This is a genomic window from Mesorhizobium sp. WSM4310 (assembly GCF_007003935.1).
In the GTDB taxonomy this organism is placed as follows: Bacteria; Pseudomonadota; Alphaproteobacteria; order Rhizobiales; family Rhizobiaceae; genus Mesorhizobium.
On sequence record NZ_VFTA01000017.1, the window covers coordinates 97,668 to 123,726 of the forward strand.

Below are 26,059 nucleotides of genomic sequence, written 5' to 3' on the forward strand. Positions count from 1 at the left end.
GAAGCGGACATGTCTCAGTCAGCGTTGAAGACAAGGACCATCGCCACGACGATGCGCGCCTGCCGTTCGCGGACCGGCCTGCGGGTGCTGCCGGTTCTGGCGGTGGCGATGACCGCCGCTCTGCTGGCCGGGTGCGCCCAGCGCGACAGCATCACCGTCGGCGCCGTTCCGGACGACTATCGCACCAATCATCCGATCGTCATCGCCGAGAAGAACCAGAAGATCGACCTGCCTGTCGGCGCCGGCGACCGCGGCATGACCGGTTCGCAGCGCGACACGCTGCTCGGTTTCCTCGATGGCTATGACAAGAGTGCCGCTCCGACATTGACCATCCAGATTCCGAGCGGATCGGCCAACGAGGTCGCCGCGACGGCGGCCGGCCGTGATTTCGCCAGGCTCGCGGTCGCCAGCGGTATCAAGCGCAACCGAATCGTCGTGGTCTCCTACCAGGCCGGCTCGAGTGAGACATCCGCTCCGGTTCGCGTCTCCTATATCGCGGTGAGGGCGCAGACCGACAAATGCGGACGATGGCCCGACGATGTGCTCGAGACGTCGGAAAACAAGCATTATGCCGACTTCGGCTGCTCCTATCAAAACAATCTCGCTGCCCAGATGGCCAACCCGGCCGATCTGCTCGGGCCGCGCAAGCAGACCACCATCGACGCTGAAAACCGCGGCAAGGTGATCGATGTCTATCGTGCAAGAGGCATTTCGGATGAATTCCTCGGCAATTCGGAAGTGACGTACTGAGCCGAGCCCTCGAGGAAGAGAAGCCACGGAAAAGAGCATGACCATGAGCAATCTTGCCTATGACGCCACCGTGGACGGCGGTGATACATCGCCGCAGGACATCGCCGCGATGCAGGCGTTGCGGCCGGTTCCGCGCATCTCGATCCAGGCATTCTGCGAGACCGAGGGCGTCGCCAATCCGGTCGAGCGCGCCGGCGAGGACCGCCGTATGACCAAGGCGCATCTCAAAGTCCATATGGGCGGCATTCCCACGGCGATCGAGTTCTATCAATCGGCGCCGACCCCGAACCTGATCCTGCTGGAGTCACGCAGCGAACCCAAGCAATTGCTGGAGCAGCTCGCCCAGCTCTCTGAATACTGCGATCCATCCTCGAAAGTGGTGGTGATCGGCCATTACAATGATGTCGGTCTCTATCGCGAGCTCATCCGCTCCGGCATCTCCGAATATGTCATCGCGCCCGTTTCGATGGCTGACATCGTTAGTGTCGTGTCGTCGATTTTCGTCGATCCGGAGGCTGAACCCATCGGCCGTTCGATCGCCTTTGTCGGCGCCAAGGGCGGTGTCGGCTCTTCCACCATCGCCCACAATGTCGCCTGGGCGATGTCCTCCCTGTTCAAATCCGAGGTCGTCGTCGCCGACCTCGATCTCGCCTTCGGCACGGCCAACATCAATTTCGACCAGGATCCGGCCCAGGGCATCGCCGAAGCGGTGTTCTCGCCCGAGCGCGTCGACGAAGTCTATCTCGACCGGCTGCTGACGCAGTGCGCCGAGCATTTGTCGTTGCTCGCCGCGCCCTCGACGCTGGAACGCGTCTACGACTTCGATCCCGACGCCTTTGCTCAGCTTGTCGATACCGCGCAGCGCAGCGTGCCGCTCCTGGTCCTGGACGTCCCCCATGTCTGGACGGGCTGGGCCAAGAACACGCTGGTCAAGGCCGACGAGATCGTCATCACGGCGACCCCGGAACTGGCCAATCTGCGCAACACCAAGAACATGGTCGACATGCTCAAGCGGCTTCGCCCCAACGACCCGCCGCCGAAGCTGATCATCAACCAGGCCGGCGTTCCCAAGCGGCCGGAAATTTCGCCGTCCGATTTCGCCGAGCCGCTCGGCCTGACGCCGATGTCGGTCATCGGCTTCGATCCATTGCTGTTCGGCAATGCCGCCAATAATGGGCGGATGCTCGGCGAGATGGATGCCAAGAACCCGGTTGTCGCGATCATCAACGAGATTGCCCACGTGCTGACTGGGCGAAGCGAAATCCGCACGAAAAAGAAGGCCGGCCTGGGCAGTCTGCTCGGCAAGCTCTCGCGCAACAAGAAGTGACGCTTTTGGAACCGGTAGTCGATCATGTTCGGTAAAAGAGGCAACGACGACGGCAACCGGTTCACACCGGAATTCCGCCAGCCAGCACCGGCGCCGGCCGCGCCGCCGCCAGCGGGTTCGGCGGATACGGCGGTTCTTGCCCGGCCCGCGGCACCGCTGCAGCCAAGCGCGCCTGTGGCGCCGCCGGCTCGCCGCGCCGTCGAGGCGCCGCCCATCGCGCCGGAGGCGAGGCGCCCCCAACGCGAAAAGAGCGAAACCTATTACGACACCAAGAGCCAGGTCTTCTCGGCGCTCATCGACACGATCGACCTGTCGCAGCTGGCCAAGCTCGACCCGGAGACCGCGCGCGAGGAAATCCGCGACATCGTCAACGACATCATCGCGATCAAGAATTTCGCAATGTCGATCGCCGAGCAGGAGGAATTGCTCGAGGACATCTGCAACGACGTGCTTGGTTATGGGCCGCTCGAACCATTGCTCGCCCGCGACGACATCGCCGACATCATGGTCAACGGCTCCAAGAACGTCTACATCGAAGTCAATGGCAAGGTCGAGCAGACCGGCATTCGCTTTCGTGACAACCAGCAGCTTCTCAACATCTGCCAGCGCATCGTCAGTCAGGTCGGTCGCCGTGTCGATGAATCCAGCCCGATCTGCGACGCCCGCCTTCCCGACGGCTCCCGCGTCAACGTCATCGCTCCGCCCCTCGCCATCGACGGCACCGCGCTCACCATCCGCAAATTCAAGAAGGACAAGCTGACGCTCGATCAGCTGGTCAAGTTCGGGGCCATCTCGCCGCAGGGCGCCGAAGTCCTCAAGATCATCGGTCGTGTTCGCTGCAACATCGTCATCTCGGGCGGCACCGGTTCCGGCAAGACGACACTGCTCAACTGCCTCACCAACTACATCGACCGCGACGAGCGCGTCATCACCTGCGAGGACTCGGCCGAACTGCAACTGCAGCAGCCACATGTCGTGCGTCTGGAAACCCGACCGCCCAACCTCGAAGGCGAAGGCGAAGTGACGATGCGCGACCTGGTCAAGAACTGCCTGCGCATGCGGCCCGAGCGCATCATCGTCGGCGAGGTGCGCGGACCCGAAGTGTTCGATCTTCTGCAGGCGATGAACACCGGCCATGACGGTTCGATGGGAACGATCCACTCGAACAGCCCGCGCGAATGCCTGAACCGTATCGAATCCATGATCGCCATGGGCGGTTATTCGCTGCCGCAGAAAACCGTGCGTGAAATCGTCGTCGGTTCCATCGATGTGATCATCCAGGCGGCGCGCCTGCGCGACGGATCGCGTCGTATCACTCACATCACCGAGGTGATCGGGATGGAAGGCGACGTCATCATCACGCAGGACATCGTCCTCTACAACATCAAGGGCGAGGACGCCAACGGCAGGCTGCTGGGCGAGCATGTCTCGACCGGCATCGGCCGCCCGCATTTTTGGGATCGGGCTCGCTACTACGGCGAGGAGCAGCGCCTCGCCGTTGCGCTCGAGGCTATGGAGAAACGCGCTGACTGACGCGGCGTTGAGGGTTCTGGTCGATGTTTGGAATTGACGGCACCGTATTGGCGTTTGTCGTGCTCGCCGGCTTCAGCGCCGGCGCGGTCGCCTATGCATTCCTGTTCAACCAGATCAGCAACGAGAAACAGGCTGGCAAGCGGCTGGAGACGATCAAGGCCGCCGAGACGGACCGGTCCGTCGTCAAGGCCACCCGCGACCGCGCGACGGATGCAGCCAAGCGCCGGAAATCCGTGCAGGATTCGCTGAAGGAACTCGACGAAAAGCAGAAGACCAAGGACAGCGCCATCAAGAAGCCGCCGCTGAAGGCGCAACTCCGGCAGGCCGGGATGAAGGTCTCAATCGAGCGTTTCTACATCTATTCCGCCATATGCGGTCTCGCGCTGACGGTGGTCGCGTTCGTGGCCGGTGCGCCGATGCTTGTCTTGCCCGGTGTGTTGTTGGCTGGCGCGCTCGGCCTGCCGCGCTGGTTCGTATCGTTTCGCCGCGCGCGCCGGGTCAAGGCATTCCTCAACGAATTTCCAAACGCGCTCGACATCATCGTGCGCGCGGTCAAGTCCGGCCTGCCGCTGAACGATGCCGTACGCCTCATCGCCAACGAATCCCCCGAGCCGGTGAAGATGGAGTTTCGCCGCATCGTCGATTCGCAGCAGATGGGCCTGTCGATCCCCGATGCGACCTTGCGCATGCCCGAAACCATGCCGTGCACCGAGGCGAGTTTCTTTGGCATCGTCATCCAGATCCAGTCGCAGGCCGGCGGCAATCTGTCCGAGGCGCTGGGCAACCTTTCACGCGTGCTTCGTGATCGCAAGAAGATGAAAGCCAAGGTGCAGGCGCTGTCCATGGAGGCGAAGGCGTCCGCCGCCATCATCGGCGCGCTGCCCTTCATCGTTGCCTTTCTCGTCTATCTTTCCAGCCCCGACTATCTGATGCCGCTGTTCAACACCAGCGTTGGCAATCTGATACTGGGCTGTGCCGCTGTATGGATGTCGATCGGCATCCTGGTCATGCGCAAGATGATGAACTTTGAAGTCTAGGGCCGCGGCATGACCGACCAAGTCATCAAATCATTGACGGATCCCAGCCTGCTGATCGCGCTGCTGGTCGCCATCGCCGTGTTCGCGACGGTCTTTACATTGCTGCCGGCATTCGGCGGAAACCAGCTCAAGTCGCGCATGAAGTCGGTCGCGCTGGAGCGCGATGAGCTTCGCGCCAAGCAGCGCGCGCGGCTCGCGAGCGAGGCCGATCGCCGCCGCAAGGGCCTGCGCGAGCAACAGTCGGTCGGCATGCGCAACATTGTCGATCGGCTCGACCTGCGGCGCGCACTGGCCGACGAGAGCACCTTGCAGAAGCTCAAGGTCGCCGGCTTTCGCGGACAGAACCCGCTGACGCGGTTTCTCTTTTTCCGCCTCGTGTTGCCTTTTGTCGGCTTCGCGCTGGGGCTGGTCTACATATTCGTGCTCGGAGGATTGCCCGACAAACCCCTGGTCATCCGGCTGTTCGTCTGCATCCTGGTCGCCTATGGCGGGTTCTACGCGCCGGTCGTCTATGTCAACAATCGCGCCACCAAGCGCAAGCAGTCGATCCAGATGGCGTGGCCGGATGCGCTGGACCTGATGCTGATCTGCGTGGAGTCGGGCATGTCGGTGGAAGCCGCGCTCCGCAAGGTCGCCGACGAGATCGGCGCGCAGTCGGTGGCTCTGGCGGAAGAATTCATCCTGACCAACGCCGAGCTCTCCTATCTGCAGGAACGCAAGCAGGCCTATGAGAATCTTGCGAACCGTACCGGTCTGGAATCGGTCAAATCGGTGTCGCAGGCGCTCGTCCAGGCCGAACGCTACGGCACCCCGGTGGCGCACGCATTGCGCGTGCTTGCCGCCGAAAGCCGGGACCAGCGCATGAATGCCGCCGAGAAGAAGGCCGCCGCCTTGCCGCCCAAGCTCACCGTGCCGATGATCCTGTTCTTCCTGCCGGTGCTTTTCGCCATCATCCTGGGTCCGGCCGGCATCCAGGTCAGCCAGCGCGGCATCTTCGGCACCGATCATCCGTCATCGTCGACCAAGTAGCGGCGAGGCACATGGAGACAAACGAAGAAGCCGCGCTGAACTCAGCGCGGCTTCTTCGTTCAATTGGGGCCTTTGTAGATCGTCGCGTCAGTTGGTTGCCGTCTTCGGCTTGTCCTGATCCTTGAGCTGCCTCCAGGCATTCTGTTGCGCAAGCATCTGCCTGAGATAAGCGACATTGGCCTGTGCCTGCTCGGGCGAGAGCTCCTGCGAGGCGATCTTCTCGGCTTCGTCGAAGCGGCCCTGCAGGCCGACGACCAGCGCCAGGTTCTGGCGCACGCGGCTATCGGCGTTGGGCTGCTGGGCGGCCGAACGCATATAGGTTTCCGCGGTGCGCAGATCCCCCTCCAGCACATAGGACATGCCGAGATTGGAGAGAACCGAGGGCTCGTTCGGCTTGAGTTCGAGCGCCTTTCGGTAAAGCTGGCGCGCATCGTCCTTCTGACCGAGCTGATCAAGGATCGCCGCTTCCGCCGACACCAGCTTCCAGTCGGGATATTCCGGTGTCTGTGCGCGGCGCACGGCGTCGAGCGCCGCCTCGAACTGGCCATTGGCGGCCAGCGCCTTGCCATAGGCGGCGAGCACGTCGCGATCCTTGGGATAGGCGATCGCCAGTTTGCGCATCACGGCAAGCGACTGGTCGGCATCGCCGTCCATCTGCAGCGCGGCCGCGAAGTTGGTTGCGATGCGCTTGTCGTTGGGATTCCTGGAGTAGGACTGGCCGAGGGCGGCCGTGGCATTGTGCACTTCTCCCGCCGACATGCTCTCCAGCGGCTTGCCGCTGGTACGAGCGATCGAGCCGGTAGTCATCCTGCTGGTTCCGCATCCGGCGACGCCCGCCGCGAGCGCCAGCATGAGGGCGGTGGTGGCGAGCCGTTTTCCTCTGGCATTCATTGTGCGGTTGGTCGGCATCGACACCTAAGCCTCCATTCATGCGCGGCCATTGCGTGGCCATCTTCCCTCCCGCAGAAATATTCTGTTAACCCTAACGGAGAGTTAAGAAACGCCGACTCGCGAAGGGTCGGCAGGAGAGAACATCGAATGCCTGTCGAACTCGTCGAGACGAAATTGCAAGGTGCGCTGCCGGTGCATCTGGTGGCCCGTGACGGCCTGGAGGCCGCGGGCCTTGCGCCATCTGCTGTCGCATGGGCCAGGGCCAACGGCTTTTCCGGCGAGGCAGGCAGGACGCTGGCCGTGCCCGGCGAGAACGGCGCACTTGCCGGCGCCCTGTTCGGCACCGGCGACGGGGAAGATTCACTCGCGCTCGGTGCACTGTCGAAAACCCTGCCGGAAGGCGACTGGCATTTCGCCTCCCTTCCTGCCGAGCCGGAACTCGCGGCAATCGCGCTGGCGCTCGGCGGCTATGTCTTCACCCGTTACGGCAAGAAGCCAGGCAAGGCGCTGCGTTTCGACGTGCCGGCCGGCGTCGACGCGGCGCGCGTTCGCCGCATCGCCGATGGCGTCTTCCTGGCCCGCGATCTGGTCAACACACCGACCAGCGACATGGGGCCGGATGATCTGGAGAAGGCGGTGCGCACCCTGGCCGCGGCTCACAAGGCCGAAGTCTCCGTCATCAAGGGCGACGAGTTGCTGACCCAGAACTTCCCGATGATCCACGCCGTCGGCCGCGCTTCATCAGGTGCGCCGCGTCTGATCGACATGATCTGGGGGCAACCGGGCGCGCCGAAGGTGACGCTGGTCGGCAAGGGCGTCTGCTTCGACACAGGCGGTCTCGACATCAAGCCGTCATCCGGCATGCTGTTGATGAAGAAGGACATGGGCGGCGCCGCCAATGTGCTTGGCTTGGCCTCGATGATCATGGCCGCCGGGTTGAAGGTGCGACTGCGCGTGCTGATCCCCGCGGTCGAGAACTCGATTGCCGGCAACGCTTTTCGACCCGGCGACGTGCTGGCGAGCCGCAAGGGCATCACTGTCGAGATCGGCAACACGGACGCCGAAGGCAGGCTCGTGCTCGGCGACGCGCTGGCGTTGGCCGATGACGAGGAGCCGCAGCTGCTGGTCGACATGGCGACGCTGACCGGAGCGGCCCGTGTCGCGCTTGGCCCTGATCTGCCGCCTTTCTATACCGGCGACGAGGCGCTGGCCTCTGACCTCGCCGCTGCATCGCTGGCGGTCGAGGATCCGCTGTGGCGGTTGCCGCTGTGGCGGCCCTACGATGCTAAGCTGTCGTCGAAGATCGCCGACGTCAACAATGTCACCACCGACGGTTTCGCCGGTTCGATCACGGCGGCGCTGTTCCTCAAGCGCTTTGTCGACAAGACGGCGAGCTGGGCGCATTTCGACATCTTTGCCTGGAACCCCGCCGATCGCCCGCATGGGCCCGCCGGTGGCGAGGCGCAAGGCATTCGCGCGCTGGAGCGGATCATCTCGACACGCTTTGGCTGATGGGGTGGCAGCGCCGGCAAATCGCTAAAACTGAAACGGAACCGAAACAATTTGCCGTCATGCTGGCGCGATGTCGATTGCGATGCGCCCGAGCCAGGCTTTGCGACTGTGGCAGCAAGTCATGTTGTCGCAGGTGCGCGACGATGCGCCCGACCTGACCATGCGCCAGACGGCGATCCTGTTCACCATCTATCTCGATCCGCCGCCGCACACGGTGCGCGGGCTGGCCGCCCGCCTCAACGTCACCAAGCCGGTGATCACCCGCGCGCTCGACACGATGGGCGCGCTGAAGCTGGTGTCGCGCCATCGCGACGAACTCGACAAGCGCAACGTGCTGATCAAGCGCACGGTCGAGGGCGCGCTCTTTGTCGAGCGCTTCGGCGATGGTATCATCGCCAGGGCGCTTGAACTGCCCATCTGACCATCTTGCCCATACAACAGGGTTGCCGATTTTGACTGCTCACGATGCCCGTCTCCACGCCTTCCGTTCCGACCTTGCCGACGCAAGGCTGAAAGGCGAGGTTTCCGCCGAGCGTTTTGTCGCCGGCCGGCCGGCGCGGATTTCGGCTTCGGTGGCAGACATCTGCAAGGCACCGCGCGCGGATGCCGGCATCAACACGCAAGCCCTGTTCGGCGACGATGTGCTGGTTTTCGAGGATGCCGAAGGCTGGGCCTGGATCCAGGCCGAACGCGACGGCTATGTCGGCTACGTCGCCGCAACCGACCTGGGCGGACGGGAACACGCGCCTACCCATATCGTCTCGGTGCCCCGCACCTTTCTCTATCCCGGTCCGGATCTGCGCTTTCCGATCGCGGGACAGCTGTCGATGGGGTCGACGGTGACGGTGAGGGGAGCCGCCGAGACGCGCGGCACACACTACGCCGTCCTGCCGTCGGGCGAAGCGATCATCGCGGGTCACCTCAGGCCAATCGCAGAAATTGCCGCCGACTATGCCGCGGTTGCCGAGACGTTTCTAGGCACGCCCTATCTGTGGGGCGGCGCGTCCGGCTTCGGCATCGACTGTTCCGGCCTGGTGCAACTTGCGATGCGCATGGCGGGCAAAAACGTGCTGCGCGATTCCGACATGCAGGCGGCAAGCATTGGCGAGCCGCTCGAACCGGGTCCGGATTATGCCGGATTGCGCCGGGGCGACCTCGTCTTCTGGAAAGGCCATGTCGCTGTCATGACCGATGCCGAGACCATGATCCACGCCAACGGCCACACCATGCTGGTCTCGCGCGAAGGGCTGAAGGACGCCATCGCCCGCATCGGCTACCTCTATGGCGGCCCGACCGGGTTTCGAAGGCCGTGAGCTTCTTCCTCCTCTCGTAAACGGGGCGAGGAACGCTACGATCCCCTTTTGTTCCGATTTTCCTTGGCGATCGCCCGTAGCCGCGCTACCTCTGGCGCGTGACAGTTGAGCCGCGCCTTGCCGAGCAGAATGCCGCCATTGCCCTGCCCGAGCCATTCCTCCGATGGTTCGGCGAGAAAGGCTGGTCGCCGCGCGCCCATCAGATCGAATTGCTGGCGAAGGCTCAAAGCGGCCAATCGGTACTGTTGATCGCGCCGACCGGGGCCGGCAAGACGCTGGCCGGTTTCCTGCCCTCGCTCACTGAACTCGCCGTCAGGCCAAGGCGAAAGCCGGGGCAGGCGCATCGCGGCATCCACACGCTCTACATCTCGCCGCTCAAGGCGCTGGCCGTCGACATCGAGCGCAATCTCGGCAAGCCGGTCGAGGAGATCGGTCTGCCGATCAGCATCGAGACGCGCACCGGCGACACGCCTTCCCACAAGCGCCAGCGCCAGAAGCTGGCGCCGCCGGATATATTGCTGACCACGCCCGAGCAACTGGCGCTGCTGATCGCGGCAGGTGATGCAAAGCGCTTCTTCGCGGATTTGCGCTACGTCGTGCTCGACGAATTGCATTCGCTGGTGACGTCCAAGCGCGGACATCTCTTGGCGCTCGGCTTGGCGCGGCTGCGCAGCTTCGTGCCCGGCCTGCAGACGATCGGTCTGTCGGCAACGGTGGCCGAGCCCGACGAATTGCGGCGCTGGCTGGTCAGCCAGAATCCACCGGGCGACATGGCCGAATTGATCGTCGTCACCGGCGGTGCGAAGCCCGAAATTTCCATCCTCGATTCGGAGGCGCACGTACCGTGGGCGGGGCATTCGGCGCGCTATGCCACGCCGGAGATCTACCGCGAGATCAAGCGCCACAGGACGACCCTGCTGTTCGTCAACACCCGCAGCCAGGCAGAGCTGCTTTTCCAGGAGTTGTGGCGGGTCAACGAGGACACGTTGCCGATCGCGCTGCATCACGGATCGCTCGACGTCGCCCAGCGGCGGCGCGTCGAGAAGGCGATGGGCGACAACGCGCTGCGCGCCATCGTCGCCACGTCGACCCTCGACCTCGGCATCGACTGGGGCGATGTCGACCTGGTTGTGCATGTCGGCGCACCGAAGGGCGCCAGCCGGCTGGCGCAGCGCATTGGCCGTGCCAACCACCGCATGGATGAGCCATCCAAGGCGATCCTGATCCCGGCCAATCGCTTCGAGGTGCTCGAATGCCGAGCAGCGCTCGACGCAAATTATCTTGGCGCGCAGGACACGCCGCCGCTGGTCGATGGCGGCCTCGATGTGCTGGCGCAACATGTGCTCGGCTGCGCCTGCGGCGCATCGTTCCGTGCCGACGATCTCTACGAGGAAGTACGAACGGCGGCACCCTACACCAGCCTCGATAGGATTACCTTCGACCGCGTCATCGATTTCGTCGCCACCGGCGGCTATGCGCTGAAGAATTACGAGCGCTATGCTCGTATCCGCCTGAACAAAGACGGGTTGTGGCGCGTCTCCAACCCGCGCGTGGCTCAGCAATACCGGCTGAATGTCGGCACCATCATCGAAGTGCCGGCGCTCAACGTGCGTTACGTCAAAGCAGGCAGCAAAGGCTCGGCTACACGCGGCGGCGCCGTTCTCGGCAAGATCGAGGAGGCCTTCCTCGAAACGCTGACGCATGGCGACACCTTCATGTTCGCCGGCAAGGTGCTGCGTTTCGAGGGCATACGCGAGAACGAATGCTTCGTGTCGAACGCGCCCGGCAGCGACGCCAAGGTGCCCTATTATGGCGGCGGCAAGTTCCCGCTTTCGACCTACCTTGCCGAGCAGGTCCGCATCATGCTGGACGATCCGCGGCGCTGGAAGAAGCTGCCGGAGCAGGTGGCCGACTGGCTGCGATTCCAGGCCGACAAATCGGTTCTGCCCAAACGCGATGACCTGCTGATCGAGACCTTTCCACGCGGCAACCGCTATTATCTGGTCGCTTATCCCTTTGAAGGCAGGCTGGCCCACCAGACGCTCGGCATGCTGCTTACCCGGCGCCTCGACAGGGCCGGCGCCAGGCCGCTCGGCTTTGTCGCCACCGATTACGCCCTTGCCATATGGTCGCTGGGCGACATGGGCGCGATGTTCAAAGCCAGGAAACCGTCTCTCGGCGCATTGTTCGACGAGGACATGCTGGGCGACGACCTCGAAGCCTGGCTGGCCGACAGCTGGCTTCTCAAGCGCACCTTCCGCAATTGCGCGCTGATTTCGGGGCTGATCGAGAAGCGCCATCCGGGCCAGGAGAAGAGCGGCCGTCAGGTCACCGTGTCGACCGACCTGATCTACGATGTGCTGCGCAGCCATGAGCCGGACCATATTCTGCTGCAGGCGACGCGTGCGGATGCGGCGGCCGGCCTGCTCGATGTCAGCAGACTTGCCGACATGCTCTCGCGCGTCCAGGGTCGAATCATGCATAAGAATCTCGAGCAGATTTCGCCACTGGCCGTGCCGATCATGCTCGAGATCGGCAAGATGCCGGTGAACGGCGAAGCCGATGAAACACTGCTGATGGATGCGGCGACTTTGGTCGAGGAGGCCATGGGGCCGGAAATGAGCGAGGCATGAATTTTTCGCTGGCGCGCACGACGCTGATCGCCGAGGCCGACATGATAGGCATCGCCGGCGAACGTGCGGTCTGCGATCCGCGCGGCGTGCTCTATTTTCCCGAGCTCAGGCTGTTGGCGGTCTCCGACCTGCATCTGGAAAAAGGCTCTTCGCTGGCAAGGCGCGGCACGCTGATCCCGCCCTATGACACCGGCGCGACCTTGCTCAGACTGCAGGCCGTCATATCCGACTACCAGCCGTCGATCGTCATCAGCCTGGGCGACTCCTTTCACGATGGCGGCGGTGCCGAGCGCATGCATGCGAGTTTTCGCGAGCGGCTGGAAGCGCTGATGGCAGGCCGTGGCTGGTTCTGGGTCGCCGGCAATCACGATCCGGAAGCGCCGGCCGATCTGCCCGGTGAAACGGTGCGGGAATTGGCCATAGGCTCGCTGCTGTTCCGGCATGAGCCGTCGAAAGTGCGCGTCGAGGGCGAGATCGCGGGCCACCTGCATCCCTGCGCGCGCATCGTCCAGCGCGGCCGTTCGGTGCGGCGGCGCTGTTTTGCCGGCGATGGCGGCCGCATGATCATGCCGGCCTTCGGCGCCTATACCGGTTCGCTCAACGTGCTCGATCGCGCCTATGCCGGGCTGTTTCGCCTGGAATCGCTGATGGCCTACATGCTTGGCAGCGACCGCATCTTCGCCATCTCCCGCTCGATGCTGCGGCCAGGCTGAGCAGCCCTATCTGCCGTAATATAGGGTGACCGTGTGCTTTGCCTCGGCGAAGAAAAGCCAGCGCTCGACCAGCATCCCGGCGAATTGGACGATCGCAGCGAGCACCGACGGGATCGCCCCAAAGGGCCACGGCAAGGCGAAAGTGGCCGCGAGCAGCAGAACGGGCAGGGCGAAGGCCAATCCCTGTGTGAGCATGCGCAGCTTCGCACCGTGCTTGCGCGCGATGCGAAAGCCCATTTCCTTGAGCAGATAGTTTTCCTCGGTATGCGGCCATTCCAGCGACCGTACCGTGCCGCCGGCCAAACCGGTCGCGGTGTTGGCGGTGGTAGGGATTTCGAGACGGTCATTGTGCCGCCAGGTCGCGAGCTTCCAGCCCCAGCCGGCAAGAGTGGCCAGCAGCGACAACGCCAGCACGGCCACCGAGCCGATGCCGAACCCCTGCAGCAGCGCGTTCAACAGAACGCTGCCGGTCATGGCCGCGAAGATCAGATAGGCCGGCAAAGTATAGCGGTTGTGCCATTGGGCGATCGGTTTCAGCGACGCGTAGATCATCCCGGTGGTGCAGACGGTGACGATTGCACCGATGGCGGCCAGCAATCCGGCAATCGCCACCCAGCCGCCAGTGCGGCCCAACAACACCCAGCCGAGCCCGAACAGTCCCGCCGGGATGAAGGTGATGACCGACGACACGCCTTCGCGCGACAGCCAGGAGCTGCGCCATTGCGAGAACGCCCGCCAGGCGCGCTCGGGCCTGCCGAGATGGCCGGTCGAGGACAACAGTCCCGCCGCGATCAGGCCGAGCGCCAAGCCCAGGCCGACGAAGCCGAGCCAGAAATCGGCCGGGACGATCTGCAATCCAGCCAGCACGCCGAGCAATGCCAGCAGGCCGTAGCCGGCACCTGTGGCGGTGGTGAAGAAGACGACGGAGAAGGCTGGATGCATGGTCAGTTCGAAAGCATGCGATCGACCCAGCCGAGGAAGCCGCCTTCGGCCCGCACCGGCTCCAGCGCCTTCGCCGGCACCGATGCGCCGCGCTGCGTATGGGCGCGCGGCGGCAGATATTTGTTGGTCGGTTGATAGCCGAGTTCCGGCATCAGGTCGACGCCGCCGCGCTCCGCCACCAGTCGCGAGACGGCGGACTGGGGATCGCCGAGATCACCGAAATGCCGCGCGCTGGTCGGGCAGGCGGCGACGCAGGCCGGCACGCGGTCTTCTTCGGCCAGGTTGTCGTTGTAGATGCGGTCGACGCATAGCGTGCATTTCTTCATCACGCCGACATCGGTGTCGAATTCGCGCGCGCCATAGGGGCAGGCCCAGCTGCACAATTTGCAGCCGATGCACTTGTCCTCGTCGATCAGCACGATGCCGTCCGAGGCCCTCTTGTAGGAAGCGCCGGTCGGGCAGACGGTGACGCAGGCCGGCGTGTCGCAATGCAGGCAGGAGCGCGGGAAGTTCACCGTGCGCCCGCCCATCTCTGTCGTGTGCTCGTAACTGTGCACGCGGTTGAACCAGACGCCGTCGACATGGCCGCCATAGGGGTCGATGTCGGTCAGCGGCGCCATGTGACCGCCGGTGTTCCATTCCTTGCAGGCGGTGACGCAGGCCTGGCAGCCGACGCAGGTGTCGAGGTCGATGACCAGGCCGAGTTTCTTGCCGGTATGGGTAGGGAGGCAGGTCATTCGGCGGCCTCTCTTGCCTGGCGGAATTCGGCGCCGAAGCGGAGCGTGTCGGGCGAAGGCTCGAAATGCGGCGGTTGGCTGAAACGCTCGAATTGCGGCTCGGTGAACCCGGCCTCTTCCGCCCTGCATTTGACAATGCGCACGCGCAGATCGAACCATGCCGCCTGGCCGGTCACGGGATCGGAATTCGAATAGCGTTTGCCCTGCGCGTCGGCTGAGGTCTGGTCGCCGATGATATGGTTGAGCAGGAAGCCGCGATTGCTCTCGGCGGCATCATCTTTCAGCCCCCAGCTGCCGCGCCTTTTGCCGATCGCGTTCCAGGTCCAGACCGTGCTTTCATTCACCCCGTCGACCAGCTTGATCTGCCCCTTCACTTTGCCGTTGATGCTCTCGATCCACACCCAGTCGCCATCGACGAGACCGAGGCCGGCGCCGGTCCGGTGATGCACGAACAGCCGGTTCTGGCTGGTGATCTGCCGCAGCCACGCATTCTGCGAACCCCAGGAATGATACATGTGCATCGGCCGCTGCGTCAGCGCGTGCAGGGGGTATTTTTCGAGGTCGACCGCCGCTTCCTCGAATGGCATGTACCAGAACGGCAGCGGATCCATGTAGGTCTCGATGCGCTGCCGCTCGGCCTCCGGCGGCAGGACACGGCCATGGCCGCGTGCGGCGAGCCGAAAGCGCTGCAGGGGCTCGCAATAGAGCTGGAAGACGATCGGCTCGGCCTTCGGGATGAAACCCATCTGCACCGCGAAATCGAGATAGGAGCGGTTGGCCATCTTGTAGTAGCGCTGGTCGTCGGCGAAGTCGTGATGCCAGAAGCCGCCATTGTCGATGTAGCGCTGCAACTGGTTCGGATTGACCTCGCCCTTGCCGATCGATGTCCCATCCTTGCCGCGCCAGCCGGCCAGCGGTCCGATGCCCGGTGTGCGCTCGTGGTTGACGATATAGTCGGCATAATCGGCATATCTGGCCACTCCGTCCTCGCCGACGAAACCGGGTAGGCCAAGCCGCGCGCCAAGCTCGATCAGCACCGACTGGAACGGCCTGACGTCGCGATCAGGCTCGACGACGGGATGGCGGATGGCATCGCCCGGCCCGTCGGCATGGCTGATCGGCCGGTCGAGCAGGCTGATGCAATCATGGCGCTCGAGATAGGTGGTGTCCGGCAGCACGAGGTCGGCAAACGGCACTGTCTCGGAATAATAGGCGTCGGAATAGATGATGAAGGGGATCTTGTAGTTGCCCGCCTCGTCGTGGTCGGTCAGCATACGCATCGTCTCGACGGTGTTCATCGAGGAATTCCAGGCCATGTTCGACATGTACATCATCAGCGTGTCGATCGGATAGGGATCGCCGGCCCAGGCATTGCGGATGACGGTGTGCATAAGCCCATGCGCGGCGAGCGGCGCGTCCCAGGAATAGGCTTTGTCGATGCGGGTCGGCGTGCCGTCTTCGTCGACCAGCAGGTCGTCCGGCCCGCAGACGAAACCAAGCGGCATGCCGTCCAGCGGCGTCATCGGCTTGACCGTCTTGCCGGCGGGTTTCGGCCCCGGCGGCGCCGAACGGGGATAGGGCGGCTTGAAGCGAAAGCCGCCGGGAACATCCACCGTGCCCAGAAGCACTTGCAGCAGGTGGATGGCGCGGCAAGAGTGAAAGCCGTTCGAATGGGCTGATATGCCGCGCATGGCATGCATCGAAACCGGCCGGCCCTTGATCGTCTCGTGCCGGCGCCCGGCCCAGTCGGTCCATGCAATAGCCAGTTCGATCGTCTGTTCGAAGGCGACATGGGCAAGCTCGGCGGCGATCCGGCGGATCGTATCGGCCGGAATGCCGCAGCGCTGCGCCACCGCATCCGGCGCATAGCTGTCATCGAGATAGCGGTCGGCGATCAACTGGAACACCGGCGTGCAACGGCGGCCGCCGACTTCGAAGCTGCCGGTCAGCGCCGGCTTCGCTTCTGGGTCGGTTGCCTTGATGGCGGTTTTCTCCACCCTGTCCCAGGCCAGTGGATTGCCGTTGGCATCCCTGACGAACAGCCCATCGTCGGACGCGCCTGGCTCCTGCACGACGAGGACATGGGCGTTGGTGTAGCGGAGCAAATAATCGAGATCGACACGGCCGGCCTTCAGCAATTCGTGGATGAGCGCGAAGACGAACAGGCCGTCGGTACCTGGTCGGATGCCGATCCAGTCGTCGGCAATCGCGTTGTAGCCGGTCCGGCAGGGATTGATCGACACCACCTTGGCGCCGCGCGCCTTGAGCTTGCCCAGTCCGATCTTGATCGGGTTGGAATCATGGTCCTCGGCGACGCCGAACAGCATGAAATATCGTGTGTTGTCCCAGTCGGGCTCGCCGAACTCCCAGAACGAGCCGCCGATCGAATAGAGCCCGCCGGCCGCCATGTTGACCGAACAGAAGCCGCCATGGGCGGCGAAATTCGGCGTGCCGAACTGGCTCGCCCACCAACCGGTCAAGGATTGCGACTGGTCGCGGCCAGTGAAGAAGGCGAGTTTTTTTGGATCGGTGCGACGGATCGCCGAGAGCCGCTGCGTCGCGATCGAAAAAGCCTCCTCCCACTCGATCTCGCGGAACGCGCCGGAGCCGCGCGGGCCGGTGCGCAGCAGCGGCTTCTTCAGCCGGGCGGGGCTGTAATGCTGCATGATGCCGGAACTGCCCTTGCCGCAGATCACGCCGCGATTGACCGGATGGTCCTTGTTGCCGTTGATGTAGCGGACCTTGCCGTCCTTGATGTGCACGTCGATGCCGCAGCGGCAGGCGCACATATAGCAGGTCGTCTTGGCGATGCTGTCGGAAATGCCAGGCGAGGTGTCGACGCCGTCGCCTTCATCGGGCGCGCGCGTGTCGGCAAGCGGGCGTTGCGATGGTGCCGAATTCGCGCCGCGCGGCGTTGGATGCCTCATGATCCGGATGTGCCCGCGCGGCCGGCCGATTTGGCGCGTGTCTTCGGCCCGGGGCCGCGCATGTAGTGCTCTTCCGGGTGATAGCGATCGCCGGCCAGCCGTCTGCGGATGCCGCGGGTCCAATGCGCGAGAAGGGACTTGAACCGCCCGATCATTTTAGTCTCTGCCATTCTCTGGCGAATTTGTTCTAACTTCGCGTGAAAATGTAGAATGAAGCTATCGATCCGTCTAATCAGTTGTTCTTGTAAATTCGATCGATATTGGTTCTTAATGCTGACATGACCCTGGATCAGTTGCGCATTTTCGTCGCCGTCGCCGAACGCGGCCACATGACCAAGGCGGCGGAGCTTCTGGGCATCTCCCAGTCGGCGGCATCGGCCGCCATTCGCGCGCTTGAAGAGCAGCACGGCGTCCATCTGTTCAACCGCGTCGGCCGCAACATCGAGCTTGCCCAGACCGGCCACCGGTTCCTGCCGGAGGCAAAGGCCGTGTTGGAGCGGGCCGCCGCCGCGCGCAATGTGCTGGAACATGTCTCGCAGACGGTCGCCGGCAGCCTCTCCATCGCCGCCAGCCTGACCATCGCCAGCTACTGGCTGCCGCGCCGGCTGGCGTCCTTTCACGAGGCCTATCCCGCGGTGCGGCTGAGCGTCAGCATCGGTAACACGAGGCAGGTCGAGGCCAGTGTGCTGGATGGAGCCGCCGATCTCGGCCTGGTCGAGGGGCGTACCGAATCCGACATATTGCGCCGCGCCAAGGTCGACACCGACCGGTTGATGCTGGTGGTTGCCGCGTCACATCCCGAAATCGTCGAAACCGCGCCGGGCCGTCCCGACATCAGGGGCCTGCGCTGGATCATCCGCGAGGGTGGGTCGGGCACGCGCGAGGTGCTGGAGGATCTGGCGCGGCGCGAGGGGATTTCGCTTGCCGATTTGCAGGTGTTCCTGGTGCTGCCAAGCAACGAGGCGGTTCGCCAGGCGGTCGAGGCGGGTGCCGGCGCCACCATCATTTCGGAGCTCGTCGTCGGACGCGCCGTCGCCGAAGGCAGCCTGCGGTCCGTGCCGCTCGAGCTGCCGAAACGCGACTTCGCCATGATCACCCACCGCGACCGCCAGGCAAGCCTGGCCCAGATGGCGCTGAAGGCGCATCTCGGCGCCGAGACGACCCGAAGCGGTTCAGCCTGATCAGCCGAACTTCCGTTGCGCATCCAGTGCCAGGCCAAGCCCGACCGAGCCGAACATGTCGCCGTCGATGACCGAAGCCTGCGGCACCAGCGCCAGGATTTCGCGTCTTGCCAGCGGGATCGCGGTCGAGCCGCCGGTCAGGAACACCGCGGTGATGTCGGACGGCTTGACCTGCGCGTCCCGCATGGTCTCAGCCACCGTTGCGGTGACCCGCCCGATGTCCCGGGCGATGGTGGCGTCCAGCCCGTCACGCGCGATTTCGGCGGCGAACTCCACGTCGGATAGCCTCACCGCGACTTCGGCCGATGACAGGTCGGTCAACTCTATCTTGGCTTTTTCCACCAATGCCGCCAAAGCGTGCCCATAGCGGTGCTCGACAATGTGGATGAAGCGATCGATCAGGTCGGCGCGGGCGGCCTCGTAACGGATCTGGCGCAGATGCGTCATCGCCTTGGCGGTGTAGACCAGGTTGATGCGCTGCCATGTCGCGAGATCGATGAAGTAGCTGGCCGGCAGATTGCGCTTACCGTCCTTGGTCTGGGTCAAATAGCCGAGCTGCGGCATCACATGGGCAATACTGAGCAGCCGGTCGAAATCCGTACCGCCGATATGGACGCCCCGGCTGGCCAGGATATCGTCCTTGCGGTCCGGCAGTCGGGCACGTTCAGGCGAGACGCGCACGACTGAAAAGTCGGACGTGCCGCCGCCCATGTCGATGATCAGCGCCAGCTCCTCGCGCGTCACCCTCTGCTCGTAGTCGAGCGCCGCGGCAATCGGCTCGAACTGGAAGGCGATGTGCTTGAAGCCCTGGGCATGCGCGGCCTTTTCCAGGTCGCTCTGCGCGTTCGCGTCGGCCTGTGGGTCGTCATCGACAAACTGCACCGGACGGCCGAGCACCACGGTCTCGACCAGATCGCCGCCATCTTCTTCAAGCTTCTTTCTGAGATGCCCGAGGAACAGGCCGATGATCTCCATGAAGCCGATCGAGCGCGCCTTGATGCGCGTCTTCTCATGCGCCAGCGAGCTGCCCAGCACGCTCTTCAGCGAGCGCATCAGCCGGCCTTCCACGCTGTCGGTGTAGTTGGCGATGGCCTGGCGGCCAAAACAGATGCGGCCGTCCTCGAAATTGAAGAACACCGCGCTGGGCAGCGTGACCTGGCCGCCTTCGAGCGCGACGAGGTGGGGCTGCCCGTTGCGGACCACGCCGACCGTGGAGTTCGAAGTGCCGAAGTCGATACCGGCGAATGCTGGTCGCAAGGCAGCCTCCTGTCATTGGCGGCAGACAGCGGATCGGCGCTCGCGGGAGAAGCGTGCGCTGTGGTTCCGGGCGACCGGACCGCTCTGCCGAATTGAATTGTGCGTGCTTGCCCGTTGGGCGGGGAGGTGCGGTCTATAGCATGACGCGGGAAAGGGAAACCCCTTTTGGCCGCTCAATCCTTGCGGAAGATCAGCCTGCCGAGCCAGCCCGTCAGCATGGCCAGCGATATGGCGAAGACGCCGTAGAGGAAGGAGTAGTCATGGGCGACCCGGAAGATCGACTGTTCGAAGCCGGACTTGCGGATTTCGAGCTGGGCTGAGCTCTCCTTGATGAACAGGCCGCTCTTGAACAGGAAGGCGCGGGCCTTATGGGTTCCGACCGGCACATTCGGTGCCAGCCTGACGGTGGCGCGGAACAGGTTCTGCGACAGGAACTGCACGCCGCCGACATTCTCGCTGTAGAGGCCGGCCGCGCCCTTGCGTTCGCGCAGCGCCGCGGTGAATTCCTCGATCGTTGCCGGGCCGTCGCCGGCGTCGGCGGGCTGCATGTAGAGGTTGGAGGCCCCGAGCGACAGTTGCTTGTAGCTGTTTGGTTCGGTGATGTCCTGCAGCGGCCGCGTCGTCGCCACCGAATAGGAGACCGGCACGTTCTCGAAGGTTTCGGAGTCCAGATTGACCCAGACGCCGAGCACCCGGTCTTTGCGGCGTACCACCACCGGCTTGGGTGGCCCTTCGAGCACGACGATGACGTCGTAGCGGCCCTGGCGGGCGACCAGCGGGTCGGGATTTTCCAGCGAGCCGAAGATGGTCAGGTCGGCGCCGGAAAAACCGGCGGTGATCGAGACATTGTCGGTGGAGAGACCGATCTGGATGCCTTCCGTCAGCGGCGTCTGTGCCTTCGCCGGCGCGGCGGCGGTAAGCAGTGACAGGAGGATGGCGGCTGCGAATGCCTTCGGGCCCGCCATCAGTTGAGGCCCGCGCTGGACAGCGAATAGAGATTGGGCGGGGTGACGAAAAGATCGATGGCCAGCCTGATCGCCACAGCCAGCACCAGCAAGGCCAGCAGCGCCCTGAGCTGCTCGCCGCGCAGCCTCTGGCCGGCCTTGGCGCCGTATTGCGCGCCGGCGACGCCGCCCGCCATCAGCAGGAAGGCCAGCACGACGTCGACCGTCTGGTTCGTGGTGGCGTGGACCAGCGTGGTGTAGGCGGACGTGAAGATGATCTGGAACAGCGAGGTGCCGATAACGACATTGGTCGGCACTTTGAGCAGATAGATCAGCGCCGGCACCATGATGAAGCCGCCACCGACACCCATGATCGACGACAGGAAGCCGATGCCGGCGCCAAGGCCGAGCACCGGGATGACGCTGACGAACAGTTTCGACGCCCTGAAGCGCATCTTCAGCGGCAGCCGGTGTATCCAGTTGTGCTGGCCGGATTTCTTCAGCACCGGCGCGGCGCCGCTGCGTGTGGCGCGCAGCGCATTGATGCTTTCGACCAGCATCAGCCCGCCGACCGTGCCGAGCAGCACGACATAGAGCAGCGAGATGAACAGGTCGAGCTGACCAAGTCGGCGCAGCAAGGCGAACACGTAGATACCGGCGGTGGAGCCGATGATGCCGCCGGCCAGAAGCACGCCGCCGAGCTTGAAGTCGAGCGTGCCCCGCTTCATGTGCGACAGCACGCCCGAGACGGACGAGGCGATGACCTGGTTGGCGCCGGTGGCGACCGCGATCGCCGGAGGGATGTTGTAGAAGATCAGGAGTGGCGTGATGAGAAACCCGCCGCCGACGCCGAACATGCCCGACAGGAAGCCCACCGCAGCGCCCATGGCCAGCAGCACGAAGACGTTGACGGAAATTTCCGCAATCGGGAGATAGATGCCCACCCGTCAGTCTCGATCAGTTTGCCTGTCGGCGAATACAGCCGTTCTGGGCAGTCTCGCACCGAAAAGCCAATTTTTCCTTGCGCCGACGCGGCGGCGAGGTCAAACCTCGTCGCCGCGTCGAAACAAAAAATATCTCAATCAGTTAACAGGCAAATGTGTGGCAAGAGCGTCGTGGAAACGACGCTTCTCTGTTATTTGCGCGCCAGCAGCGCCCGCACCAGTTTTTCATCGACGGCGCCGGTCGCCGGCAGCTTGTTGTCGGTCTGGAAAGCGATGATCGCGGTCTTGGTCTTCTCGCCCATGACGCCGTCGGCGCCGCCGGCGTCATAGCCGTTCTTGTTGAGGATGAGCTGGATGTTCTTGACCGCCTTCCTCATGTCGATGCCGGCGGTCGTCTGCGGCGTGCCTTCCTGCCAGGATTCGGGAATGTCGGCCGAATTGGTCGCCGCATTGAGCGGCTTGGCCTTCCACAGTTCGGTCGCGGCGCGTGCCCGCTCGAGCTGTTCGGGCCGCAGCGCATTGGCGATCTCGTCGCGCTTGGCGGCAGCGTCCTTGTCGCCGGTCTTGGCGACGAGAGCGAACCATTTGTAGGATTCCTCGAGGTTCTGCTTCATGCCGACGCCCTTGGCGGCCAGGATGCCGAGATTGAACTGGCTGTCCTTGACGCCGAGATCGGCGGCCTCCTGGAACCAGTGCGCGGCCGATTCATTGTCGGTCACGCCATCGGTGGCCATGGCGAACAGCACGGCCAGATTGTGCATGGCGCTGGCATTGCCCTGCTCGGCGGCCAGTTGGTACCAGGTCTTCGACTTCTTGATGTCGCGGGCGACGCCGATGCCCTTCTCATAGAAATTGCCGATGCGGTATTCGGCCGGGGCGAAACCGAGTTCCGCCGATTTCTCGTACCATTTGGCGGCCGCCGCCATGTCTTCCTTGACGCCGCGCGATTCCGCGTAGCGCGAGCCGATCTCGAACAGCGCCTTGGCGTCGCCACCAGCGGCGGCATCGCGCAGCGCGGCCGGGCCGGCATCGGCCGGAATGTCGAACTTGGCCGCGGCTGCTGTCGCAGGGGCAGCCGTCGGTGCAACGGCACCGGTCGTGTCCTTGGCGATGGCGTCGTTGGCCGCCGTTGGGGCTGCGACCGGCTGGGTATCGGTATCCGTCGCTTGCGCACCGCCGGTAGCAGCGGCCGGCTCTGAAGCCGTCGCATCCATAGGGGGCGCGGCGATAGGCGCAACTGGTGCTGGAGCGGCCGAAGCCATGGGGCCGGAAGAGGCGGCAGAAGCAGCGGGCTCTGCAACCGGCGCCGTATTCGCCATTGCGTCCGTGTCCGACGGCATCGCCATGGCGGTCTGCGCCACCATGTCGTCCTTGGTCGTGGGCGCGGATTGCTCGGCCTGCCTGACGGCACGGGCCGGCTCGTCGTCCGTCGCTGCCGGCTGGGCTTCCGCCTTCGGCTGGCTCGCCGTGTCGACGGATGCAGTCTGCACCGGCTGCGCGGCAACGACCGGTGCGGCGTCGTTGTTTGCCACCTGAACGGGATCAGAGAGGAACGCCTTGCCGAGCTGCAGGCCGGCAAGCGCCAGCATGATCGCTGCCGCCGCCATCAGGATCGGCTTGCGCCGCGCCTTGAGCAGGTCGCCGATCCTGAGCGCCTTCACCGGGCCTTTCACCGTCGACTGGCGCTTCAGGGCGTCGGCCTCCGCGGCGGCGGCCTGCGCGGCGCGCCGCGCGGCTGCGATGAAATCCGATTTGGCGGCGTCGCTTTCGCCAAGCTTTGCCGGCTGGCCGCGCTCGTCGCGAACCCGCTTCATGATGGCATTGAGGTCGGGCGCGCCGGAGCCTGGCTCCAGTGGGCGGTTGGCCACTTTCGGGTCGAGCGGCTCGTCAAGATCGACCGTCGGAATATCGCTGCTCGGCGGCGAACCGGCCAGCGGCGGGACGTCCGCCGCCACCTTCTTGCCCTTGAAGGCGCGGGCCAGCCCGCCGAACATCGATTTGCGGCCTGCCGGCTGGTCCTTCTCGGCGATGGTGTCGGAACCGAGTGCGGCCATAGCGGCGGCGGCTGCGGCTTCCGCCGGCGTTCGCGTGCCCAGCTCGCCACGCGTACCCGGGTCGCCACGCGTACCCAGGTCGCTACGCGCGCCCTCGTTACGCATTATGGCGGCGGCGCGGGCATCGAGATCGGCCATGTCGCCGCTCAGCGGCATCGGCTCGTCGATATCCATCGACGGCGCTTCGACAGCCATCTTGGCGGTTCGTGTGCGGCGCTTGCCGGCCGCCTCGTCCTGGCGCGTGGCCAGGAGCTCGCTCACCGCTTCGGACGGCTCGTTGGTTTCCAGCGAACCCAGTCTGTCGACGATCTTGAGCAGCGTGTCGTGGATGGCCTCGAAAGTTCGCGAATTGCGCTCGTCGGAGCGCCGCGTCAGCGTTTCCAGCGTTTTCAGGTCCTGGGCGAGTCCGGAAACCGCCGACGCATTGGCGTTCGACCCGGCCAGCGAACGCACCGCGTTCTCGGCCGCTTCGCGTGCCGCGCCGAGGATGGAATCGCGGGTTCCGGCCAGCGCCTTCTCGATTTCGTCGAGGCGCGGGCTGATGTCCTCAAATTCCGGCAGCGGCGTGCTGGGCCTGGACAGATGGGCGGACAGGCCGGCGACCTGTGCCTCCAGGCTGCGGATCAGCGCCGGATCGATGCCGGCCACTTGGGCCGCCGAGGCGTCGAGCCGGCTGGAAATGTCCTCGAGCCGGCTTTCCAGTCCACGGATCGCCGCTTCGCCGGCGGGATCGGCGGCGCGGCTCTCCATGCGCGTGGCGAGTGCGGTGAAGCGGGCGTCGATGGCTTCCATGATGCCGGCGCTGTCGATCTGCGGCGCGAGGCGCTGGTCGAGCCGGTCGGCAACCTCGTCGAGACGGCGCTCGAGATCGCGAAACAGCATGTTGCCCTGTTCGATGGCATCGCCCTGGCGGCGTTCCATCATGCCGGACAGCACGTCGAAGCGCTGCTCGAGCCCGTGGAAGATGTAGTCGGCGTCGGGCATGGCCGGCGCCTGGTCGATCTTGTCGGCGATGAGGGTGATCTGCTTGGCCAGCCGTTCCATCGCCTGTTCGGGCAAATTAGCGCGGCCGGCGAGTTCGTCGACGCGGCTCGACAGGGTGCTCAGGCGATCCATGACCGCGTTGCCGGGGCGATCCTGCGCCACCTCCTCGATCTGCCGGGCGAGCGAGTCGATGCGCTTCTCGATACGGTCGAAGGCTTCGTGGTCGACGGAATTGGCCTGTGCCGCGACGGTCGAGGCAACGATGGCGCGGGAAATCTCGTCCAGCCGCTCATCGATCATGGCAAGCGTGTCGCCGCCGCGATTGTCCTGCTGGCCCGCGAAGTGTTCGACGGCGCCGGCCAGCGTGCGCACCTTTTCCTCGAGCGAGCGCAGCGACAGCGATTCAGGCAGATTGTTGACGGCGTTGCTGATCTGCTCCAGCCGGTCGGTCAGGGCCGCAAGGGCGGGGTCGTCGGAGCGCTTGCGCTGGTCGGCGTCGACGCGGTCCTCGAAAGCCGTCCAGCGGCGGTCGAAATCGTCCCAGCGGCGGTCGACCTTCTGCACGCTCTCCTCGCGCGCCAGCGTGTCGAGCGCGGCCTTCACCTGCTCGAGTTCCAGCCGCAGCATGTTGACGCTTCTGTCGTCGCTTTTCTCCGACAGCGACTTGATGGCGCCGGAAAGCCGTTCGAATTCGACGCCGAGTTCGGCACTGCCCTTGCCCGCTGTGCCGGACCTGGCGTTGGCCTGGAAGGCGCGGTCGATATCCTTGCGCAGCGCATCGAATTCGCGCTGCAGGCCCGCCGTCATCTGGTGGCGCAGTTCCTCGCGCATGCCGCGCAATTCGCCGGCAATCTTGCCGACCATGGCGACGCTGTCTTCCTGGCCGCGCACGCGGTCGATGTCACGGGCGATGGCCTGGTAGTTCTGGTCGAAGGCGGGGGCCGGCGCCGGGGTCTGCGGGCGCGCGGCCGGCCGCGGATCCTCATACCAGCGCTGCTGAGCGGTTGGCTGGGCGGCGGGATAGCGCGGTTCGGTGGCTGGATAGCGCGGGTCCGCGCCGTATTGGCGCGGAGCGGGACGTGCCGTCACCTCCTCGCGGGTCTGCCCCAGCCGCTGTTCCAGCGTCTCCAGCGAGCGGTTCAGTTGCTCGAGCGTGGTCTGCGGCTTGCGCTGCCTGCCGGCGTTGAGTGTGTCGAGATAGGACCGCTTGCTGTTCATCGGTGCGTCCGTCTTTCAGATTGGCCGGCTTGCGACCAGCTCCCCAAGTCCCTGCCGGAACGAAGGCGACCGCGCTTCCACGGTGGAAGACAAGCTTCCCGGGGTTTCACCCGCGCTCCGAAAACCGTGAAAA

At 64.6% G+C, this 26,059-nt stretch carries 20 protein-coding genes; 11 read left to right on the top strand and 9 right to left on the bottom strand.

Annotated elements, in window-relative coordinates:
* Positions 1-9: 9 nt before the first annotated feature.
* The 5 genes from FJV80_RS19250 to FJV80_RS19270 are packed head-to-tail and all read left to right on the top strand — an operon-like array spanning position 10 to position 5,676.
* Positions 10-750: a CpaD family pilus assembly protein gene (locus FJV80_RS19250; RefSeq protein ID WP_095771850.1), complete on the top strand. Its 741-nt coding sequence runs from the start codon at positions 10-12 to the stop codon at positions 748-750.
* Between the two features lie 37 nt (positions 751-787).
* Positions 788-2,077 carry a CpaE family protein gene (locus FJV80_RS19255; protein WP_020629131.1) on the top strand — a complete coding sequence of 430 codons (1,290 nt, stop codon included), beginning with the start codon at positions 788-790 and terminating at the stop codon, positions 2,075-2,077.
* Positions 2,078-2,101: 24 nt separating this feature from the next.
* Positions 2,102-3,610 (top strand): CpaF family protein, encoded by a 1,509-nt coding sequence (locus FJV80_RS19260; RefSeq protein ID WP_095771851.1) that lies wholly within the window; start codon positions 2,102-2,104, stop codon positions 3,608-3,610.
* Between the two features lie 23 nt (positions 3,611-3,633).
* On the top strand, positions 3,634-4,647 hold the full coding sequence (locus FJV80_RS19265; RefSeq protein WP_095771852.1) for a type II secretion system F family protein: 1,014 nt from the start codon (positions 3,634-3,636) through the stop codon (positions 4,645-4,647).
* 9 nt (positions 4,648-4,656) lie between these two features.
* Positions 4,657-5,676, top strand: coding sequence for a type II secretion system F family protein (locus tag FJV80_RS19270; RefSeq protein WP_095771853.1), 1,020 nt, complete (start codon positions 4,657-4,659; stop codon positions 5,674-5,676).
* 87 nt (positions 5,677-5,763) lie between these two features.
* Here the strand turns inward: FJV80_RS19270 and FJV80_RS19275 are convergent, their stop codons facing one another.
* Entirely contained in the window at positions 5,764-6,585 is an 822-nt protein-coding gene (locus tag FJV80_RS19275; RefSeq protein ID WP_095771854.1) for a tetratricopeptide repeat protein, read from the bottom strand.
* Between the two features lie 129 nt (positions 6,586-6,714).
* Here FJV80_RS19275 and FJV80_RS19280 point away from each other — a divergent pair, with 129 nt between their 5' ends.
* The 5 genes from FJV80_RS19280 (at position 6,715) to pdeM (ending at position 12,738) form a co-directional block, all read left to right on the top strand.
* Positions 6,715-8,079: a leucyl aminopeptidase family protein gene (locus tag FJV80_RS19280; protein WP_095771855.1), complete on the top strand. Its 1,365-nt coding sequence runs from the start codon at positions 6,715-6,717 to the stop codon at positions 8,077-8,079.
* Positions 8,080-8,149: 70 nt separating this feature from the next.
* Complete coding sequence (locus FJV80_RS19285) at positions 8,150-8,500, top strand: MarR family winged helix-turn-helix transcriptional regulator (protein WP_095787293.1); 351 nt, start codon at positions 8,150-8,152, stop codon at positions 8,498-8,500.
* Positions 8,501-8,531: 31 nt separating this feature from the next.
* Complete coding sequence (locus tag FJV80_RS19290; RefSeq protein WP_142877143.1) at positions 8,532-9,392, top strand: NlpC/P60 family protein; 861 nt, start codon at positions 8,532-8,534, stop codon at positions 9,390-9,392.
* Between the two features lie 98 nt (positions 9,393-9,490).
* Positions 9,491-12,025 (top strand): ligase-associated DNA damage response DEXH box helicase, encoded by a 2,535-nt coding sequence (locus FJV80_RS19295; protein ID WP_142877144.1) that lies wholly within the window; start codon positions 9,491-9,493, stop codon positions 12,023-12,025.
* Positions 12,022-12,738 carry a ligase-associated DNA damage response endonuclease PdeM gene (gene pdeM / locus FJV80_RS19300; RefSeq protein WP_142877145.1) on the top strand — a complete coding sequence of 239 codons (717 nt, stop codon included), beginning with the start codon at positions 12,022-12,024 and terminating at the stop codon, positions 12,736-12,738. Before FJV80_RS19295 ends, pdeM begins: the two co-directional genes overlap by 4 nt.
* Positions 12,739-12,744: 6 nt before the next feature.
* Here the strand turns inward: pdeM and FJV80_RS19305 are convergent, their stop codons facing one another.
* Genes FJV80_RS19305 through FJV80_RS34595 form a run of 4 tightly spaced genes read right to left on the bottom strand, consistent with a single transcriptional unit; the run spans position 12,745 to position 17,499 of the window.
* Positions 12,745-13,680, bottom strand: coding sequence for a dimethyl sulfoxide reductase anchor subunit family protein (locus tag FJV80_RS19305; RefSeq protein ID WP_142877146.1), 936 nt, complete (start codon positions 13,678-13,680; stop codon positions 12,745-12,747).
* 2 nt (positions 13,681-13,682) lie between these two features.
* Positions 13,683-14,417: a 4Fe-4S dicluster domain-containing protein gene (locus FJV80_RS19310; protein ID WP_142877147.1), complete on the bottom strand. Its 735-nt coding sequence runs from the start codon at positions 14,415-14,417 to the stop codon at positions 13,683-13,685.
* Entirely contained in the window at positions 14,414-17,344 is a 2,931-nt protein-coding gene (locus FJV80_RS19315; RefSeq protein ID WP_142877148.1) for a molybdopterin-dependent oxidoreductase, read from the bottom strand. Before FJV80_RS19315 ends, FJV80_RS19310 begins: the two co-directional genes overlap by 4 nt.
* Positions 17,341-17,499, bottom strand: a complete 159-nt coding sequence (locus tag FJV80_RS34595; RefSeq protein WP_010913368.1) for a hypothetical protein — start codon at positions 17,497-17,499, stop codon at positions 17,341-17,343. Before FJV80_RS34595 ends, FJV80_RS19315 begins: the two co-directional genes overlap by 4 nt.
* 123 nt (positions 17,500-17,622) lie before the next feature.
* On the opposite strand from FJV80_RS34595, the gene FJV80_RS19320 reads away from it, so the two are divergent.
* The gene (locus FJV80_RS19320; protein ID WP_142877149.1) at positions 17,623-18,525 is read left to right on the top strand and encodes a LysR family transcriptional regulator; all 903 of its coding nucleotides are present in this window, start codon (positions 17,623-17,625) and stop codon (positions 18,523-18,525) included.
* On the opposite strand, the gene FJV80_RS19325 is transcribed toward FJV80_RS19320, so the two are convergent.
* The 4 genes from FJV80_RS19325 to FJV80_RS19340 form a co-directional block, all read right to left on the bottom strand.
* Positions 18,526-19,782, bottom strand: a complete 1,257-nt coding sequence (locus FJV80_RS19325) for an Hsp70 family protein (protein WP_142877150.1) — start codon at positions 19,780-19,782, stop codon at positions 18,526-18,528. It abuts the gene before it with no gap.
* A 173-nt stretch (positions 19,783-19,955) separates the two neighbouring features.
* A complete protein-coding gene (locus tag FJV80_RS19330) occupies positions 19,956-20,747 on the bottom strand; it encodes a TIGR02186 family protein (protein WP_095771870.1) in 792 nt (263 codons plus the stop codon).
* Positions 20,747-21,670: a sulfite exporter TauE/SafE family protein gene (locus FJV80_RS19335; protein WP_095771871.1), complete on the bottom strand. Its 924-nt coding sequence runs from the start codon at positions 21,668-21,670 to the stop codon at positions 20,747-20,749. Before FJV80_RS19335 ends, FJV80_RS19330 begins: the two co-directional genes overlap by 1 nt.
* Positions 21,671-21,861: 191 nt before the next feature.
* Positions 21,862-25,926 (bottom strand): peptidoglycan-binding protein, encoded by a 4,065-nt coding sequence (locus FJV80_RS19340; protein ID WP_142877151.1) that lies wholly within the window; start codon positions 25,924-25,926, stop codon positions 21,862-21,864.
* Positions 25,927-26,059: the final 133 nt, after the last annotated feature.

Excerpts from the sequence above, each read along its gene's own strand:
- FJV80_RS19250 (WP_095771850.1), top strand. The coding sequence starts at position 10 with ATGTCTCAGTCAGCGTTGAAGACAAGGACCATCGCCACGACGATGCGC.
- FJV80_RS19255 (WP_020629131.1), top strand. The coding sequence starts at position 788 with ATGACCATGAGCAATCTTGCCTATGACGCCACCGTGGACGGCGGTGAT.
- FJV80_RS19260 (WP_095771851.1), top strand. The coding sequence starts at position 2,102 with ATGTTCGGTAAAAGAGGCAACGACGACGGCAACCGGTTCACACCGGAA.
- FJV80_RS19265 (WP_095771852.1), top strand. The coding sequence starts at position 3,634 with ATGTTTGGAATTGACGGCACCGTATTGGCGTTTGTCGTGCTCGCCGGC.
- FJV80_RS19270 (WP_095771853.1), top strand. The coding sequence starts at position 4,657 with ATGACCGACCAAGTCATCAAATCATTGACGGATCCCAGCCTGCTGATC.
- FJV80_RS19275 (WP_095771854.1), bottom strand. The coding sequence starts at position 6,585 with ATGCCGACCAACCGCACAATGAATGCCAGAGGAAAACGGCTCGCCACC.
- FJV80_RS19280 (WP_095771855.1), top strand. The coding sequence starts at position 6,715 with ATGCCTGTCGAACTCGTCGAGACGAAATTGCAAGGTGCGCTGCCGGTG.
- FJV80_RS19285 (WP_095787293.1), top strand. The coding sequence starts at position 8,150 with ATGTCGATTGCGATGCGCCCGAGCCAGGCTTTGCGACTGTGGCAGCAA.
- pdeM (WP_142877145.1), top strand. The coding sequence starts at position 12,022 with ATGAATTTTTCGCTGGCGCGCACGACGCTGATCGCCGAGGCCGACATG.
- FJV80_RS19305 (WP_142877146.1), bottom strand. The coding sequence starts at position 13,680 with ATGCATCCAGCCTTCTCCGTCGTCTTCTTCACCACCGCCACAGGTGCC.
- FJV80_RS19310 (WP_142877147.1), bottom strand. The coding sequence starts at position 14,417 with ATGACCTGCCTCCCTACCCATACCGGCAAGAAACTCGGCCTGGTCATC.
- FJV80_RS19315 (WP_142877148.1), bottom strand. The coding sequence starts at position 17,344 with ATGAGGCATCCAACGCCGCGCGGCGCGAATTCGGCACCATCGCAACGC.
- FJV80_RS34595 (WP_010913368.1), bottom strand. The coding sequence starts at position 17,499 with ATGATCGGGCGGTTCAAGTCCCTTCTCGCGCATTGGACCCGCGGCATC.
- FJV80_RS19320 (WP_142877149.1), top strand. The coding sequence starts at position 17,623 with ATGACCCTGGATCAGTTGCGCATTTTCGTCGCCGTCGCCGAACGCGGC.
- FJV80_RS19330 (WP_095771870.1), bottom strand. The coding sequence starts at position 20,747 with ATGGCGGGCCCGAAGGCATTCGCAGCCGCCATCCTCCTGTCACTGCTT.
- FJV80_RS19340 (WP_142877151.1), bottom strand. The coding sequence starts at position 25,926 with ATGAACAGCAAGCGGTCCTATCTCGACACACTCAACGCCGGCAGGCAG.